Annotated in this window: 12 protein-coding genes; 10 read left to right on the top strand and 2 right to left on the bottom strand. The window is 72.3% G+C overall.

The features are described from left to right. Window positions 1-131: 131 nt before the first annotated feature. The gene (locus tag IE267_RS13850) at window positions 132-1,130 is read right to left on the bottom strand and encodes a helix-turn-helix transcriptional regulator (RefSeq protein ID WP_167151820.1); all 999 of its coding nucleotides are present in this window, start codon (window positions 1,128-1,130) and stop codon (window positions 132-134) included. Window positions 1,131-1,831: 701 nt separating this feature from the next. Beyond that, complete coding sequence (locus tag IE267_RS13845; protein WP_189763388.1) at window positions 1,832-3,166, bottom strand: MFS transporter; 1,335 nt, start codon at window positions 3,164-3,166, stop codon at window positions 1,832-1,834. A 769-nt stretch (window positions 3,167-3,935) separates the two neighbouring features. Here IE267_RS13845 and IE267_RS13840 point away from each other — a divergent pair. The 10 genes from IE267_RS13840 to IE267_RS13795 all read left to right on the top strand — a co-directional run bounded on the left by IE267_RS13840 (window position 3,936) and on the right by IE267_RS13795 (window position 14,230). After that, window positions 3,936-4,322 carry a hypothetical protein gene (locus IE267_RS13840; protein ID WP_167151816.1) on the top strand — a complete coding sequence of 129 codons (387 nt, stop codon included), beginning with the start codon at window positions 3,936-3,938 and terminating at the stop codon, window positions 4,320-4,322. A gap of 94 nt (window positions 4,323-4,416) precedes the next feature. Then, window positions 4,417-4,629 carry a hypothetical protein gene (locus tag IE267_RS13835; RefSeq protein WP_167151814.1) on the top strand — a complete coding sequence of 71 codons (213 nt, stop codon included), beginning with the start codon at window positions 4,417-4,419 and terminating at the stop codon, window positions 4,627-4,629. Between the two features lie 312 nt (window positions 4,630-4,941). Continuing rightward, window positions 4,942-5,661, top strand: a complete 720-nt coding sequence (locus tag IE267_RS13830; RefSeq protein WP_161256790.1) for a TauD/TfdA family dioxygenase — start codon at window positions 4,942-4,944, stop codon at window positions 5,659-5,661. Between the two features lie 110 nt (window positions 5,662-5,771). After that, window positions 5,772-6,809, top strand: coding sequence for an AurF N-oxygenase family protein (locus tag IE267_RS13825; protein WP_229861111.1), 1,038 nt, complete (start codon window positions 5,772-5,774; stop codon window positions 6,807-6,809). A 61-nt stretch (window positions 6,810-6,870) separates the two neighbouring features. After that, the gene (locus IE267_RS13820) at window positions 6,871-8,181 is read left to right on the top strand and encodes a KamA family radical SAM protein (protein WP_202520059.1); all 1,311 of its coding nucleotides are present in this window, start codon (window positions 6,871-6,873) and stop codon (window positions 8,179-8,181) included. Beyond that, window positions 8,088-9,677, top strand: coding sequence for a GNAT family N-acetyltransferase (locus IE267_RS13815; RefSeq protein WP_268251545.1), 1,590 nt, complete (start codon window positions 8,088-8,090; stop codon window positions 9,675-9,677). Before IE267_RS13820 ends, IE267_RS13815 begins: the two co-directional genes overlap by 94 nt. Next, window positions 9,674-10,777 (top strand): Ldh family oxidoreductase, encoded by a 1,104-nt coding sequence (locus tag IE267_RS13810; RefSeq protein ID WP_229861109.1) that lies wholly within the window; start codon window positions 9,674-9,676, stop codon window positions 10,775-10,777. The genes IE267_RS13815 and IE267_RS13810 overlap by 4 nt, the downstream gene beginning before the upstream one ends. Further along, on the top strand, window positions 10,774-12,036 hold the full coding sequence (locus IE267_RS13805; RefSeq protein WP_229861106.1) for an ATP-grasp domain-containing protein: 1,263 nt from the start codon (window positions 10,774-10,776) through the stop codon (window positions 12,034-12,036). Before IE267_RS13810 ends, IE267_RS13805 begins: the two co-directional genes overlap by 4 nt. Further along, a complete protein-coding gene (locus tag IE267_RS13800; protein WP_189763387.1) occupies window positions 12,033-13,313 on the top strand; it encodes a GNAT family N-acetyltransferase in 1,281 nt (426 codons plus the stop codon). The genes IE267_RS13805 and IE267_RS13800 overlap by 4 nt, the downstream gene beginning before the upstream one ends. Then, window positions 13,310-14,230: a branched-chain amino acid transaminase gene (locus IE267_RS13795; protein WP_161256799.1), complete on the top strand. Its 921-nt coding sequence runs from the start codon at window positions 13,310-13,312 to the stop codon at window positions 14,228-14,230. The genes IE267_RS13800 and IE267_RS13795 overlap by 4 nt, the downstream gene beginning before the upstream one ends.

Here is a 14,230-nt window from a genome sequence, read left to right as displayed (position 1 = left end):
CCGCGCCGGTGACGGAAACCGGTCACGGCGGCTCGGCGGCGGCAACAGGCTTACGAGGTGGCCGACTTGGGCACGTGGGGCGGCGCGTTGCGGGGATCGGTGGTGGCGCGCCCCGCCCGCCCCGGGGGGCGTCAGGTGCGGTGCGCGGGGAGCCAGCCGTTCTGGACCGCGTGGACGCCCGCCTCGAAGCGGCTGTGTGCCTCCAGGGCCTCCATGAGCTCCGCCGCGAAGCGGCGCGCGGTGCGGGTGGAGACCCCGAGGCGCTTGGCGATGGCATCGTCCTTGAAGCCCTGGGCGAGCAGCCGCAGGGCCTCGCGGTGCTGCGGGGTCAGGCCGTCGGGGTCGCGTTCCACGGTGGGCACCAGCGGGGTGGCGGCGTGCCAGGTGCTCTCGAACAGCTCGCACAGAGCCGTGAGGATGCCGGGGCCCGTGAGGACCACCGCGCCCCTGCTCGCGTCGGTGGGGTCGAGCGGGAGCACGGCCTCCTTGCGGTCCGCGATGATCATCCTGATGGGCAGGCCGGGAGCCGTACGGACGTGTCCGCCGCGCTCGCGGAGCCACTGCACGTGATGGAGCGTGGGCTGGTGGTTGCGGATGCTGTCGAGGTACACGGTCCGGACGGTGACGCCGCGTTCCAGCAGGGTGGCGTTGGGCCCCCGGCTGGCTTCGAGGTCGCTCTCCGTGTGGGCGCCGCCCGGGGCCAGGGTCATGATCTCCTGCCGGACGTCGGCGGCGAGCCTGGCGAGGCGGTCGCGTATCTCCTCGGCGCCGGTCAGTTCCTCCGTGTGGAGGCCGGCGGAGGGTCCCTGCAAGGAGGAGCATTCGGCGACGAGTTGTGCGGCAGCCGCCCGAGCGGTTTCGACGCGTTCCTGATGGGCGGCGAGCTCGGCCTGCTGGCGGGAGAGCAGCAGGCTCATGGCCTGTTCCGGCCCCAGTACGCGGAAGGCGGACTCGGCTTGGCCGGACGGTCTGACGAGCGCGAGGGCGTGGAGCCGGTCGAGGCAGTCGCGCAACTTGTCCTCGGGCAGCCCGAGTCGCTGTGACAGCGCGCACAGCCCGTCGTCGCGATGGGCCAGCATGGCGCGGTAGACGCGTTCGGTGTCCGTGTCGAGTCCAAGTACGGCCAGCATGAGGAGTGTCCCCCGATCGGTGATCGTGTCCATGAAGGGCGGTGGAGGGTCGGCGCGGTGAGCTCCGCGACGCGCGTGACTGCGAGGTTGATCAGCCTCTGGGCGGTCCTGCGGACAGGCCGCGGCGACTTCGGGTGGGTGCATGGGGCATGGAATGAACTTCCGTTGCGTCCGTGATCTTGTCAAGGTCGTCTTTCGGCCCCGGGGCGCCGCGAGGAGTGGCCGGGTGTCTCTGTCGTGCCTGGTCAGAGCCCGTCAGATGGCCCCGGCCGGTCGTCCCTCGGCCAGGAGGCCGATGCCGGCCGGAATTCATACGCCGCTGCCGGACGCTTCACCTGTTGTCGGTCTGCCTCCCTTCGGGCGTCACCGAATCCGTCCCGGGCGTCAGCGGGCCCGACGACGGCCGCGCACCCGAGGACGGCTGCGCACACCAAGATGCGGACCTCGGCCGTATGGCTCCGGGGTCCGCTCCTGTCGAGTCCTGTCGAGTTCCGCCGATCACGGTTTGCGGGATGTGGGCCGCTGTCCGGATGCCCGGAAAACGCGGCGTGATTCATTCGACGGCGAAGAACCAACTGCCGGGCCCCGGCACATCGCGGTCCGCGAAGGTGCCGCGCAGGCACGGCAGTTGCTCCCGGCGCGACGGCCGGGCTCCGGCTGACGGCGTCGGGGTGACGCCATCGGTCACGGGGTGCGGCCGGTCACGGGGTGCGGCCGGCCTCCGTCGTCGGTGTGCCGGGCGCGCCGGGGAGTGCTCCCTGGTCCTGCGCCGGCTCCGCCTCGGGCGACTTCTGCGATCCGGTACGCAGGCCGAAGAACCAGGCGGCGATCGTCGTCAGGACACTGAGTGCCCCGGCCGCCATGAACACCGGCCGCGGGTTGCCGTGGTTGAGCGTGGTGAGCGCTCCGCCGGCCAGGGCTCCGATCGGACTCGCGGCGAGCGCGGCCACCCTGGCCGTCGCGGTGACGCGGCCCAACAGGGCTCGGGGGACCAGGCGTTGGCGCAGGGTGCGGATGAGCACCACCGCCGTCACGGTGGAGCCGCCGAGCAGCAGGTTCAACAACAGCAGCGGGACCAGGGACGTCGCCACGCCGAGGCAGGCCAGCGTGGTGCCCAGACAGGCCGCGCTGAACGCGATGAGCGTTTCGTGCCGCATCCTGCGGCCGAGCCGGAGCGCCACCGCGGTGCCGAGCACTCCGCCCACACCGCCCGCCGCGACGACCGCGCTCGCGGCGGAGGCGCCGAGGTGGAGGGTGTCGCGCAGATAGAACACCAGGAGGTAGCCGACGGCGAGGAACAGATTGGCACTCGCCTGGAGGCAGGTCACCACGAGCACCACCCGCAGGGACCGCAGGCAGCGGAACCCCTGGACCAGATCCCCGCCCACGCCCCGCAGGGCCGTTCGCAGCGGCGGGGTGGCGGCCCGGCCCGTGCGGTCCCTGCCGTCCAGGACGCGCAGCACGGTGACGAAGGAAACGGCGAACGTGCAGGCGTTGACCAGGAGCGCCACTTGCAGGCCCCACAGCGCCGACAGCACGCCGACCAGACCGGGACCGACGATCTGCGCGCTCTGATTCGCCGCTTCCAGAAGGGAGTTCGTCCGTACGAGCCGGTCCTCCTCGACCAGGTCGCGCACCGCCACCGTCAGCGCGGTCTCGAAGAAGACACCGGCCCCCGCCGCCACGAACGCCAGGGCGAGGATCACCGGAACCGACAGGTGCGAGGAGGCCGAAAGCACGGCGAGGACGAGGAAGATGCCGAACCGTATGACGTCCATGGCCAGCATGACGTTGCGGGGGTTCAGCCGGTCCACCAACGCACCGGCCGGCAGGCCGACCAGCAGATAGCCGACGGTACGGGGGATGGCGGCCATCACCGCGGCGTAGGGGGAGCCGCTGACTTCGAGGACGAGCAGGGGAATCGCGAGGATCGCGAGGCCGTCGCCGATCAGGGACACGCTCTGCCCGCCGAGGAATACGCGGAACGCCAGGGGCGAGGGGCGGACGGGTGCCGCTTGGGCTGTGGCATGCGTCATGAGGGCTACCGTCTCTGCCGATCGTTCTGGACAGCTCGTGTCCGCGGGCACCGTGTCCGCGGGCGACTTCGAAGACACGAGTCACACAAAGGGAATCGATGCGCGATGGTGCCGTCGATCCGCGCCGGATTCCGGAGTGTCGCCGAATTCACGGCGTCGCACCCGCAGAACACATTGCATTCGGTGAACGGACAGGATCAACCCTTCGGGTCTGGACGGTATCGGCCACTGCATCCACCGGCCAGTCGTAGAACAGGGCAGAACGGGCATAGTTGGGCGCGTGGCCGAATGGAGGGGAAAGGCTCCGGGGCTGGGCGGAGCCGGGAAGTGCGGAGGGGCCGGCTTCGGCGGTGGCGTCCGGAAAAGGGTCCCCATGTCTTCATTGGTGGTGTATCAATGGTCAGTCGGAAACCGGACGGATCACCGGTCCCTGCGGCCACCGCAGTGCAGATCGGCGCGATTCCCGGCACCCCGGGCAGCCGGACCCCGGGCATGAACCGTCCACCTTGTCGCCGGACCAGGCACCACCCTCGTGGGCCGCCCGGTGCCGACGTCCCCGAGGTGGCAACTACCGTGGCCGTTGCGGGCGTCGATGCCGTACGAGTGTCGGCCGAGGCGATTCCAGGAGATGGCCCGGACGTTCTCCGGACGAATGAACTGTGCTGAATCCCAAGGCACTTGTGCGTACGGGCCGGTGCACGGGGGCTGCCTCCCGTCGGGCCGTGGACTGCGCCGGCGCGCGAACACACGTGATCGGGAAGGGGGAACCATGTATCTCGTACATGTCCGTCTGGACGGGCCCGCGGAGACGCCGCTGCCCTGTGGGGCGGCGGCTCTGTTGATGGGCTGCGCCGACCCCGACGACGGTCTGGAACACGTCAGCGTGGCTCCGGACGGCGCGGGTGGGCCGGTTCTCGGCCTCTTTCTCGTCGCCCCCAGCCTGGTCGTCGCCGAACGGGTGGCCGCGACCGTCTGTACCCGCGCACTCGCCCGGCATTCCCCGCTGGCGCCCTTCCGGATGGCCTCCTGCGGTGTCGTACTGATTCCGGAGTACTGGGACATGCTGGCTTCGCCGGCGCCGCTGGACGGGATAGGACACAACATGTTCCGTCCACCGGATTCCCCTTCCGGAGCGGCCGGCGAGTGGGCAGAGTAGTCGTACCGGCGAGGCGGGACGAGCCAAAAGCGCTCCTGACGGACGCCGGTAGTTCGCCGAAAGTACAGAAAGCAATTCACCGAAAGGTCCTTCTGTGAGCCTCACCCCGACTTTCAGGACCGTCGCTTCCGGCTGCATCGCGCTCAGCGCACTCTTCTTGGCGCAGGCGGCCCTCGCGGGTGTTACTCCGCCGTCCATCACGCAGGTCCGTGCCGGCGGTTCGTCCGTCGTGTCCGCGCCCGACGGCACCACGTCCCGCCCCGCCGCCGGCCTGAACGGCACGGACGATGTGACCTGGGGCAGCTGAGCCCCGAGCCTCCGGCCCCGCGGGGGAGTGGAGCGGCACCCCGACGCCCCGGCCCCGCGACGAGCATGCGCACGGCGTCCTCGGGACGCGCACTCCGTCACCTCCCCCCACACATGCAGGGTCGGCCGAGCAGTACGGCCGGGCCCGACGCGCAGAACCACGCATGGACGAGCCCGGGCCGATCCGCGTCGATCGCCGCGATCCGCCGCGCGCCCGGGCTGCCGGCCCCCTTCCCCGACGGCGCCGCGCCCCCACCCGCCGCACCCGGCCCATGCGTCCCCACCCTGGAACTGACATGGAGCAGCACAGACCATGACGACTGTCATCACCCCGCGCACCAAGGAACTCCTCGACCAGGGCTACACCCTGCTGGAGGGCGTCACCACCGACGACGAGGCCGCCGAGGCCCTGCGTGACCTCGGCACACTGGTACCGCAGTACGACGGGCAGTTGCGCTACCAGGTGAAGGCCGCCCCCGGTTTCGAAGACCGGCGGTACTCCAAGAGCACCAACACCATCCTCGTGCACACCGAGGCCCCCGGCTGGAACCCGCCGCCCCGCTATCTCGCCCTGCACTGCCGGGTCCAGGCCAAGTGCGGCAGCGGACAGACCGAGCTCGCCGACGCGTACGCCTTCACCGCCTCGCTCAGCCAGGCCGAGCGTGACGTGGTGCACGGCGAGAGCATCGACTGGGTGGGACACAACACCGGGGGAACCGGTACGGCCGGAGTCCGCCGCCCCGTGGTGGAGCGCACCCCCGAGGGCCGTGACATCGTCCGGTTCAGCTACAACCTGCTGACGGCCGGCCACTACGACCCGCCGGTCGACGCCGAAGTGGCGCACGAGGAACTGCCGTTGGGTGCCCTGGGGGCCGAACTGGCCGTGCGGGCCGAGACGTTCTTCCGTGAGAACAAGGTGTCCGTCCTCATCCCGGAGAACTCGATCCTCGTCTGGGACAACCAGCGGATGCTGCACGCCCGTTCCTCCTACACCGACGCGCGACGTCACCTGACGCGCTACTGGCTCCAGTAGTCCCGAGCGCGGCCCCCGCCGCAGCCGGACGCGGCCCGATCACCAGTGGTGCCGGCCGGCACCGCCGTCCCCGTACTCCTGCGCTCCCCGTACTCCCTGTGAGGAATGTGATGAACCGAGACTCCCCCACCCTTGAAGGCGCTCCCGACGAGGCCCTCGTGCAGGAGATGGAGGGCTCGCCGCTGCCCGAAGGGGTCCCTTCCTTCGACCCGAACGACCCGGTGGAGAACGCCGTGATCCGCCGACTCGTCGGCAACTGGCACCGCCGGGCCACCGTGAAGCGCGAAGAGCCCGACCTCGACGAGCTCTTCGACACATCGCGGGCCGACTACCCCGAGCAGATCCTGCCCTTCCACGACCACCCGACCTACCTGGCGCTGGCTCCGGAGAAGCGGTCCGAACTGCTGAGCTGGGCCTGGATCGCGTACAACCGGCACACCGTCATGGCCGAGCAGAAGGTGGCCAATCCCGCCTTCGCCCTGGTCATGGAGGGGGAGTACCCGGGCCTCAGCGGGGAGGCGCTCAACCTGTCGCTGGCCCAGGCGATGGTCGACGAGCAGTACCACACGCTCATGCACCTCAACGCGAGCGCCGTGACCCGCCGCCGGCGGGGCCACGCCCTGCCGGACGCCGCGCTGCCGCTCTCCCACACCGCGCGCGTCCACCAGGAACTGCGGGACCGGGCCGGCGGGCGCGCGGAGAAGTCCCTGACGACGCTGGCCTTCGCCACCGTCTCGGAGATCTCCATCAACGCGTACCTCGACCTGCTCGCCGAGGACACCGCGATCCAGCCGATCAACAGCACGACCGCGAAGCTGCACAACCGCGACGAGTACTGCCACGCGTCCATCTCGCACGTGCTCGCGGAGATGGTCTACCACCACCTCGACGCCCCGCAGCGCAGGTACTTCCTGGACATGCTGATGGAGGGCCTCGACGCCTTCGTGGCCAACGACTACTCGACCTGGCACCGGATCGTCGACCTCGCGGGCATCGACGGTGGGCACGAGATGCTCGCCGACTGCCAGGCGGAGGCGGGCCGCAAGCGGCTGGTACGTGACTACACCGGACTGCACAAGCTGGTGGAACAGATGGGTGTGGCCGACCAGGTGGACTTCGACTGGTCCCGCTCCCACATCGCCTCCTGACGCCGCCCTCGCAACGACGGGTGGCGGATGCCCCGCCACCGAGGACCCTTGAGGATTCCGTGTGAAGACCTACTCCCACGAACGCCTGGCGGCGCTCGCTGCCGACCGCGGGATGTCCGACGAGTACCTGCGCGACCTGCGGGTCGTCTCCTCCGTACTGCCCTTCAAGGTGAACGAGTACGTCGCCGACCAGCTCATCGACTGGTCGGCGGCGCCCGACGACCCGATCTTCCGGCTCACCTTCCCGCACCGCGACATGCTGCCGCCGGAGGTCTTCGACAGCATCGTGGCGCTGCACGACAGCGCCGCGCCGCGCGAAGTCCTGCGCAAGGCCGCCGCCGACGCCCAGGAGCTCCTGAATCCACACCCCGGCGACCAGCTCGAAGCCAACGTGCCGACCCTGGACGGACGCAGGCTCGACGGGCTCCAGCACAAGTACGCCGAGACGCTGCTCGTCTTCCCCTCGCAGGGCCAGACCTGCCACGCGTACTGCGGATACTGCTTCCGCTGGGCCCAGTTCGTCGGCGTGGCCGAACTCCGCCAAGCCCTGCGTTCACCCGCCGACCTCACGGGCTATCTGGCGGCCCACCGCGAGGTGACCGACGTCCTGTTCACGGGCGGCGACCCCATGATCATGAAGACGGCGGTCCTGAAGCGCTGGATCGAGCCGCTGCTCGACCCGGCCATGGAGAGCGTGCGCACCCTGCGCTTCGGCACCAAGGCGCTCTCGTACTGGCCGGCCCGGTTCACCTCCGACGCCGATGCCGACGATCTGCTGCGGCTGCTCGAACGCTGTGTCGCGGCCGGCAAGCACGTCGCGGTGATGGCGCACTTCTCGCACCCCAGGGAGCTGGAGACCCCGGTCGTGCGGGAGGCGATCGCCCGCCTGCGGTCGACCGGCGCGGTGATCCGCGCCCAGGCGCCGCTGATCGCCCACGTCAACGACCGGGCGGAGGACTGGTCGCGGATGTGGCAGCAGCTGGTGGAGCTGGGTGTCGTGCCGTACTACATGTTCGTCGAGCGCGACACGGGTGCCCGCAGCTACTTCGGCGTCCCGCTCGCCAAGGCCCTCGACATCTACAACGACGCCATCCGCGGAGTCTCGGGCCTCGCCCGCTCCGCCCGTGGCCCCGTGATGTCGGCCTCGCCCGGCAAGGTGCTGCTCGACTCCGTGAGCACCGTGGCGGGGGAGCGGGTCTTCTCGCTGCGGCTCCTCCAGGCCCGCGACCCCCAGCTCGTAGGGCGGCAGTTCTTCGCCCGGTACGACCCGGAGGCGGAGTGGTTCGACGATCTGCGCCCCGCCCTCGGGTCCTGGTTCCCCGGGCAGCCGGACACCGGTGCGCACCCGGCGTCGCAAGCGGGCGACCTGTGAGGATCACCGCGCACGAGACCTCTCTGACGCAGCGTCACCTGTGGCGCTCCGCCCGGGAAGCCATCCCGATGACGCGCACCGTGATCGTCGAGGCCGAGCAGGACGGCGTGTCCGGCTACGGCGAGGCGTCCTGCTTCATGGCGGACCACTACAACTCCGGCCTGGACCGGATGCACGCCGATCTGCGGCGGACGGCGCCCCTGCTGGCCACGCTCGACGTCGACGCTCCGGGAGGGGCCGACGCCGTCTGGCGCAGGCTGGCCGCCGCGCTGCCCGCTTCGCCCTTCGTGCTCGCGGCCCTCGACTGCGCGATCCACGACCTGCGGGCCCGCCTGCACGGGGTGCCGCTGTGGAAGTCCCTCGGCCTGGACCGGCCGCAGGGCCTGCGCTCCAGCTACAGCATCGGCCTCGACACCCCCGAGGCGATGCTCGGCAAGCTGCGCGAACGGCCGGGCTGGCAGGCGTACAAGGTCAAGCTCGCCGACCCCGGCGACCTCGGCATCCTGCGGGAGCTGCGCCGCGAGACCGACGCGCCCTTCCTCATCGACGGCAATTGCGGCTGGGAACCGGCGCGGCTGGTTCCCGCCCTCCCGGACCTGCACGCCCTCGGGGTCCGGCTGATCGAGCAGCCCTATCCGCGCGACGCCTGGGAGCAGGCCCGCGCCCTCAAGGAACTCAGCCCGATCCCCGTCATCGCCGACGAGAGCATCACCTCGCCGGCCGACCTGGACGCCTGCACCGCGGCCTTCCACGGCATCAACGTGAAGCCCATGAAGTCCGGCGGCATCACCCCGGCCCTCGCCCTGCTGCGCGCGGCCCGGGAACGCGGCCTGATCACCATGCTCGGCTGCATGCCCGAGTCCGCCGCCGGCGTCTCCGCCACCGCGCACCTCGGCGGCCTGGTCGACCACCTCGACGTCGACGTGGTCGACCTGCTTGCCGTCGACACCGGGCAGGGACTCACGCTCGACGCCACCGGCCACGTCGACCTGCCGGAGCGCCCCGGCTCCGGGTACCTCCCGGACCCCACGGCCCACGGCTGGTACGTCCACCAGGTCCCGGCCGAGCGCGTACACCCCGTCCGCCGGTCCGCCGGGGGCCCCGCCCAGCCCACCGCGAGTCCCGCACCTTCGCAGGACGACCACCCCGGCACCCGGCACCTCGCGGTGCTGCGGCGGGGCCGTGCGGTCGGTGCCGCCTCCCTGTACGCCGAGGACCCCCCGGACGGGTACGCCGTACCGGGGGCGCGGCCCGGGCGCGGACGACGCCTGCACGGCGTGGCCACGCTGGAGGAGGTCCGCGGCACCGGAGCGGGCGCCTCGCTCCTGCGCACCGCCCTCACCCTCGCCGCGCTGGACGGCGCCGACACCGTGTGGGCCCAAGTCCCCGACGCGGCCCTCGGCTTCTGCCGCAAGCACGGCTTCGACACCCTCGGCCGGCCCCTGGACCTGCCGGACACCGGCCGCCACCACCTCGTGCACAGGAGCACCCGTTGATCACCGAAGAACTGACCGGGACACCCCGCGCCGAGTCCGCCCCGCCCGCCACGGGCCGCACGATCCCGTCGCGACAGGCACGCACCCTCGCGCGTGAGGCACTCGTCGCGCAGGGCCTGCCCGCCGCCGAGGCGGAGCAGGTGGCCGACGCACTGGTCACCACCTCGCTGCGCGGCATCGACACGCACGGCCTGCGCCTGCTCCCGCAGTACGCCGCGGAGTTGGCCACCGGCGTGGCCAAGGCGGGGGCACGGCCGACCGTCGTACAGGACAAGGGCGCCGGGCTGCTTCTCGACGCCGACGGCTCGCTGGGCGTGCTGGCCGGCCTCGCGGCCGCACGGCTCGCCGCCGAGCGCGCCGCGCGGTTCGGGGTCGCCGCCGTCGGCGTCCGCAACTCCAACCACTTCGGCGCCGCCTCCGTCTACACGCGCACCCTGGCCCGCACCGGCCTGGTGGGCATCGCCGTCACCTCGGCCGCCTCCCGGGTGGCGCCGTACGGGGGCGTCGAGCCGCTGTTCGGCACCAACCCCATCAGCGTGGCCGCCGGCAGCGGCGACGAGGAGTTCGCCCTGGACATGGCGACCAGCCAGGTCTGCTTCGGCGAGGTGAAGCAGCGCCGGACCGAGGGCCGGGACCTGGACGGCGGCTGGGCGACCGACCGGCACGGGCGGCCCACCGCGGAACCCGACGCGGCGTACGCGCTCTCGCCGCTGGGCGGCTACAAGGGCCAGGGCCTGGCGATGGCCGTCACGCTGCTCGGCGCCGTCCTCACCGGCACCGCCCCCGACTGGCGGCTCTCCCAGGTCGGCGAGGGCACCCCCGGCGAGAGCAGGGGCATCGGGCACCTGGTGCTCGCCCTCGACCCGGCCGCGTTCACCGGCACGGACGGCTTCGCCGCCGGCCTGACGGATCTGCTGACCACCGTGCGCGCCTCGGCCCCGGCGACCGACCGTCCCGTCCTGGCCCCCGGCGACCCGCAACGCGCCCATGAGCGGGACCGGGAGGCCCGGGGCATCCCCCTGGACGCGGGCACCGCGGCGGCTCTCGACGAACTCGCCGCACGCCTCGGCCTCCCCGGGACCGAGGAGGTCCCCGCGTGATCCTCGTACTGATCAGCCCACGGCAGGCGGGCCTGCCGTTCGCGCAGTGGCTGCCGGAGGAGGCGGGCCGGCTCGTGGCGGTCACCGCGTCCGGCGTCCCCGTCGGCCCCGGCTTCGCCGACGTCGTCACCGTGGACGACTACACGAACGACGACGCCGTCCTCGCCGCCGCCCGGGAAGCCGGCCGCAGGCACCGGCCCCGGGCCGTGCTGGCCCTCGCCGAGGCCGACGTCGAGCGGGCCGCCCTGCTGCGCCACGAGTGGGGACTCCCCGGCCTCGACACCACCGCGGCCGCCGCGTACCGCGACAAGGTACTGATGAAGCGGTACGCGCGCACGGCGGGCATACCCGTGCCCGCCTTCGCGCCCGTCGACGATGTGCGCGGCATCACGGACTTCATGGCCGCCCACCCCGGCCGGGTCGTCGTCAAGCCGAGGGGCGGGTCCGGATCGACCGGCGTGCACGTGCTCGACGCACCCGGCCGGGCGGACGACCTCGCCGGTCAAGTGGCGGGCGGTTCCTACGAGGTGGAGGAGTTCATCGAGGGCGCCCTGCACCACGTGGACGTCTTCCGGGTGGCGGGCGAGCCCGTCGCGGCCGTCGCCTCCCGGTACACCGGCGCCGGCTGCCTGACCCACTGGGCGGACGCGCCGCTCGGCTCCCGCAACCTCGACCCCGTCGACCCGCTGCACGAGCGGCTGGTCGCCGAGACGTGGCGCCTCATCGACGCGCTGCCCTCGCCCGACACCGTGTGCGCGCACGCGGAGTTCTTCGTCACCGACGAGGGCCGGATCGTCCTGTGCGAGGTCGCCGCCCGCATCGGCGGCGGCCCCATTCCCGCCATGCTCCGCCACGTCCTCGGCACCGACCCCAGGGAGCTGTGGGCTCGCGTGGAGTGCGGGCTGCCCGTCGCGCTCGACACCGTGAGGGAGCACGCGCGCACCGCCCCCCGAGCCGCGTTCTGCGGCATCCCACCGAGGCACGGCCGAGTCCTTCGACTGCCTCAAGTGCCGCCCGGTGTAAGGGACTTCGTGCTCAGCACCCAGGTCGGCGACGACTGGAGCGGAGAGCGCTACCGGCTGCGCAAGTCCGGCGACTTCCTCGCCACCTGGGTGGTGACCGACCCGGACCCCGCAGCCCTGGACGGCCGTCTCGACGCCACCGCACAGCTGGTCGGTGCGGGCTTCGGCTGGGAGGACGTCGACGAGCCCGGCCCGGTCGCGGCCGGGTCCGGTGCCGCTGACGGGGGAGTGCGATGACCGGGACCCCGACCGTGGCGATCCAGGACGGCCCCTACACGGCCCGGCTGTTCGCGCCCGACGACCACCCGGAACGGGACGACACCACCGGCCACGACGAGCAGGAACTCGTCTGGGACGACACCCGGTGGCTGCGCTTCACCGCGCACACCGACCTCCACGAGACCCACTGCCTCCAGGTGCTCGAAGGGGACCGGCCGGTGGCGCTCGCCACGCTGCTCCTCACCCGCCGGGCCGGCGGCCTGCTCTTCTACGACGCCCCGCGTCTCGCCGGCACCGCCTCGCCCATGGCCGAGCCCGAACTCCTCGACCCGGCCGAACGCGAGCACTGGGACCGGCTGACGGCGTCGCTGCCCGAGGGCCGCCCCGACCAGTACCCCTCGCTGGCCCTCGCCACCTTCGGCAACCACCACGGCGTGGCCCACGCCCGCGGGCGCTCCCCGCGACAGCGCGCGTCGGTCATGGCCGCGCTCCCCGCTCTCGTGCGACAGGCGGCGGCCCAACTGGGCTGCCGCAGCGCGGCGTTGCTGTACGTGGGGGAGCCCGAGGCCGAGGCGGTGGACGCGGCCGCCACCCGCGCCGGATACCGGGCCACGCTCCTCGGGGCCGACGCCGTACACGAGTTGAACGCCGACACCTGGGACCAGTACACGGCAGGCCTCGGCAGTCGACGCCGCAGGGGCCTGCGCAAAGAGGTCGGCGCCTACGAACAGAGCGGCTTCCGTACCGTGGCCACCACCGGCCCGGCGGCCCTCGACGACACGGTGATCGACCTCCAGGTGGCCCACCGCGAGAAGTACGGCCTGCCCGGCGGACTCGACCGCGTACGCCGCGACTTCGCCGCCCTGCGCGAGGAGATCGGGGAGTCGTGCGTGGTGCTCGGCGCCGTCCGCGAGGACCGGATGCTCGGCTTCGCGCTGTACCTCCGGGCGGGCGACTCGCTCTTCCTGCGCACCGTGGGCTTCGCCCCCGAGGGTGCGGGCTGCTACCTCGCCCTCACCTATCACGAGTCCACCCGCTGGGCCCTGGAGAACGGCATCCGCCGCATCCACTACGGGCTCGCCACCTACGAGGCGAAGTTCCAGCGGGGCTGCCAACTCCGGCCCCGCTGGGGCTGGTTCGCCTTCCAGGAGCCGGACGCCGCCGCCTACCGCGAGGTGCTGGACCTCCAGTCCCGCAGCATCGAGCGCCGTCTGGAACGCGTCGGCGCCCCGGCAACCCCCCTCCCGTCCCGCCCTTCCCCGCCCGCACCGACGCCTCTCGGAGCCGCACGATGAAGCTCACGCCCACCAGCGACATCTGGATGGACGGCAAGTTCGTCCCCTGGGACCAGGCGCAGGTACACGTCCTCACCCCCAGCCTGCACTACGGATGGGGTGTCTACGAAGGCATCCGCGCCTACCCGACCGCCGAGGGCCCCGCCGTCTTCCGGCTGCGCGAACACCTCCAGCGCCTGCACGACTCGGCCCGCGTCTACCTCATGGACCCCGGCCACACCGTCGAGGAGCTCACCGAGGCCAGCCTCGAACTCCTGCGCCGCACCGGCCTGGAGAGCGGCTACCTGCGCCCGCTGGTCTACCTCGAATACGGCACCATGGGCGTCGCCCCCCGCCTCGACAGCGCCAGGGTCGCCATCGCGGCCTGGCCCTGGGGCTCGTACCTGGGCGAGAAGGCCGAGCAGGAGGGCTGCCGGCTGATGGTCAGCAGCTGGCAACGCAACGGGCTCCACTCGGTCCCGCCCCTGGCCAAGGCCACCGGCGCCTACGTCAACTCCGCACTGGCCAAGGTCGCCGCGGTCCGGGCCGGCTACGACGACGCGCTGATGCTCACCCCCGCGGGGCACGTGGCCGAGGCGTCCGCCGCCAACGTCTTCTCCGTACGCGACGGAGTGATCGTCACCCCGCCGGTCAGCGACAACATCCTGCCCGGCATCACCCGGGACACCGTCATCACGCTCGCCCGCGACCTGGGACACGAGGTCAGGGAGCAGAGCCTGACCCGCAGCGAGCTCTACGTCGCGGACGAGGCGTTCCTCACCGGCACCGCCGCCGAGATCGTCCCGATCGCCTCCGTCGACGACCGTCCCGTCGCCGAGGCGGGCTGCGGGCCGGTCACCCGCCAGCTTCGTCAGGCCTTCCAGGACGTCGTCCACGGCCGCACGAGCGACCCCCACGGCTGGCTCACCCGTCTGTGA

The organism is Streptomyces xanthochromogenes (assembly GCF_014650455.1).
In the GTDB taxonomy this organism is placed as follows: domain Bacteria; phylum Actinomycetota; class Actinomycetes; order Streptomycetales; family Streptomycetaceae; genus Streptomyces; species Streptomyces xanthochromogenes.
Note: the sequence above shows the minus strand (reverse complement) of the source record. Positions and strands in the feature narration are given on the sequence as shown.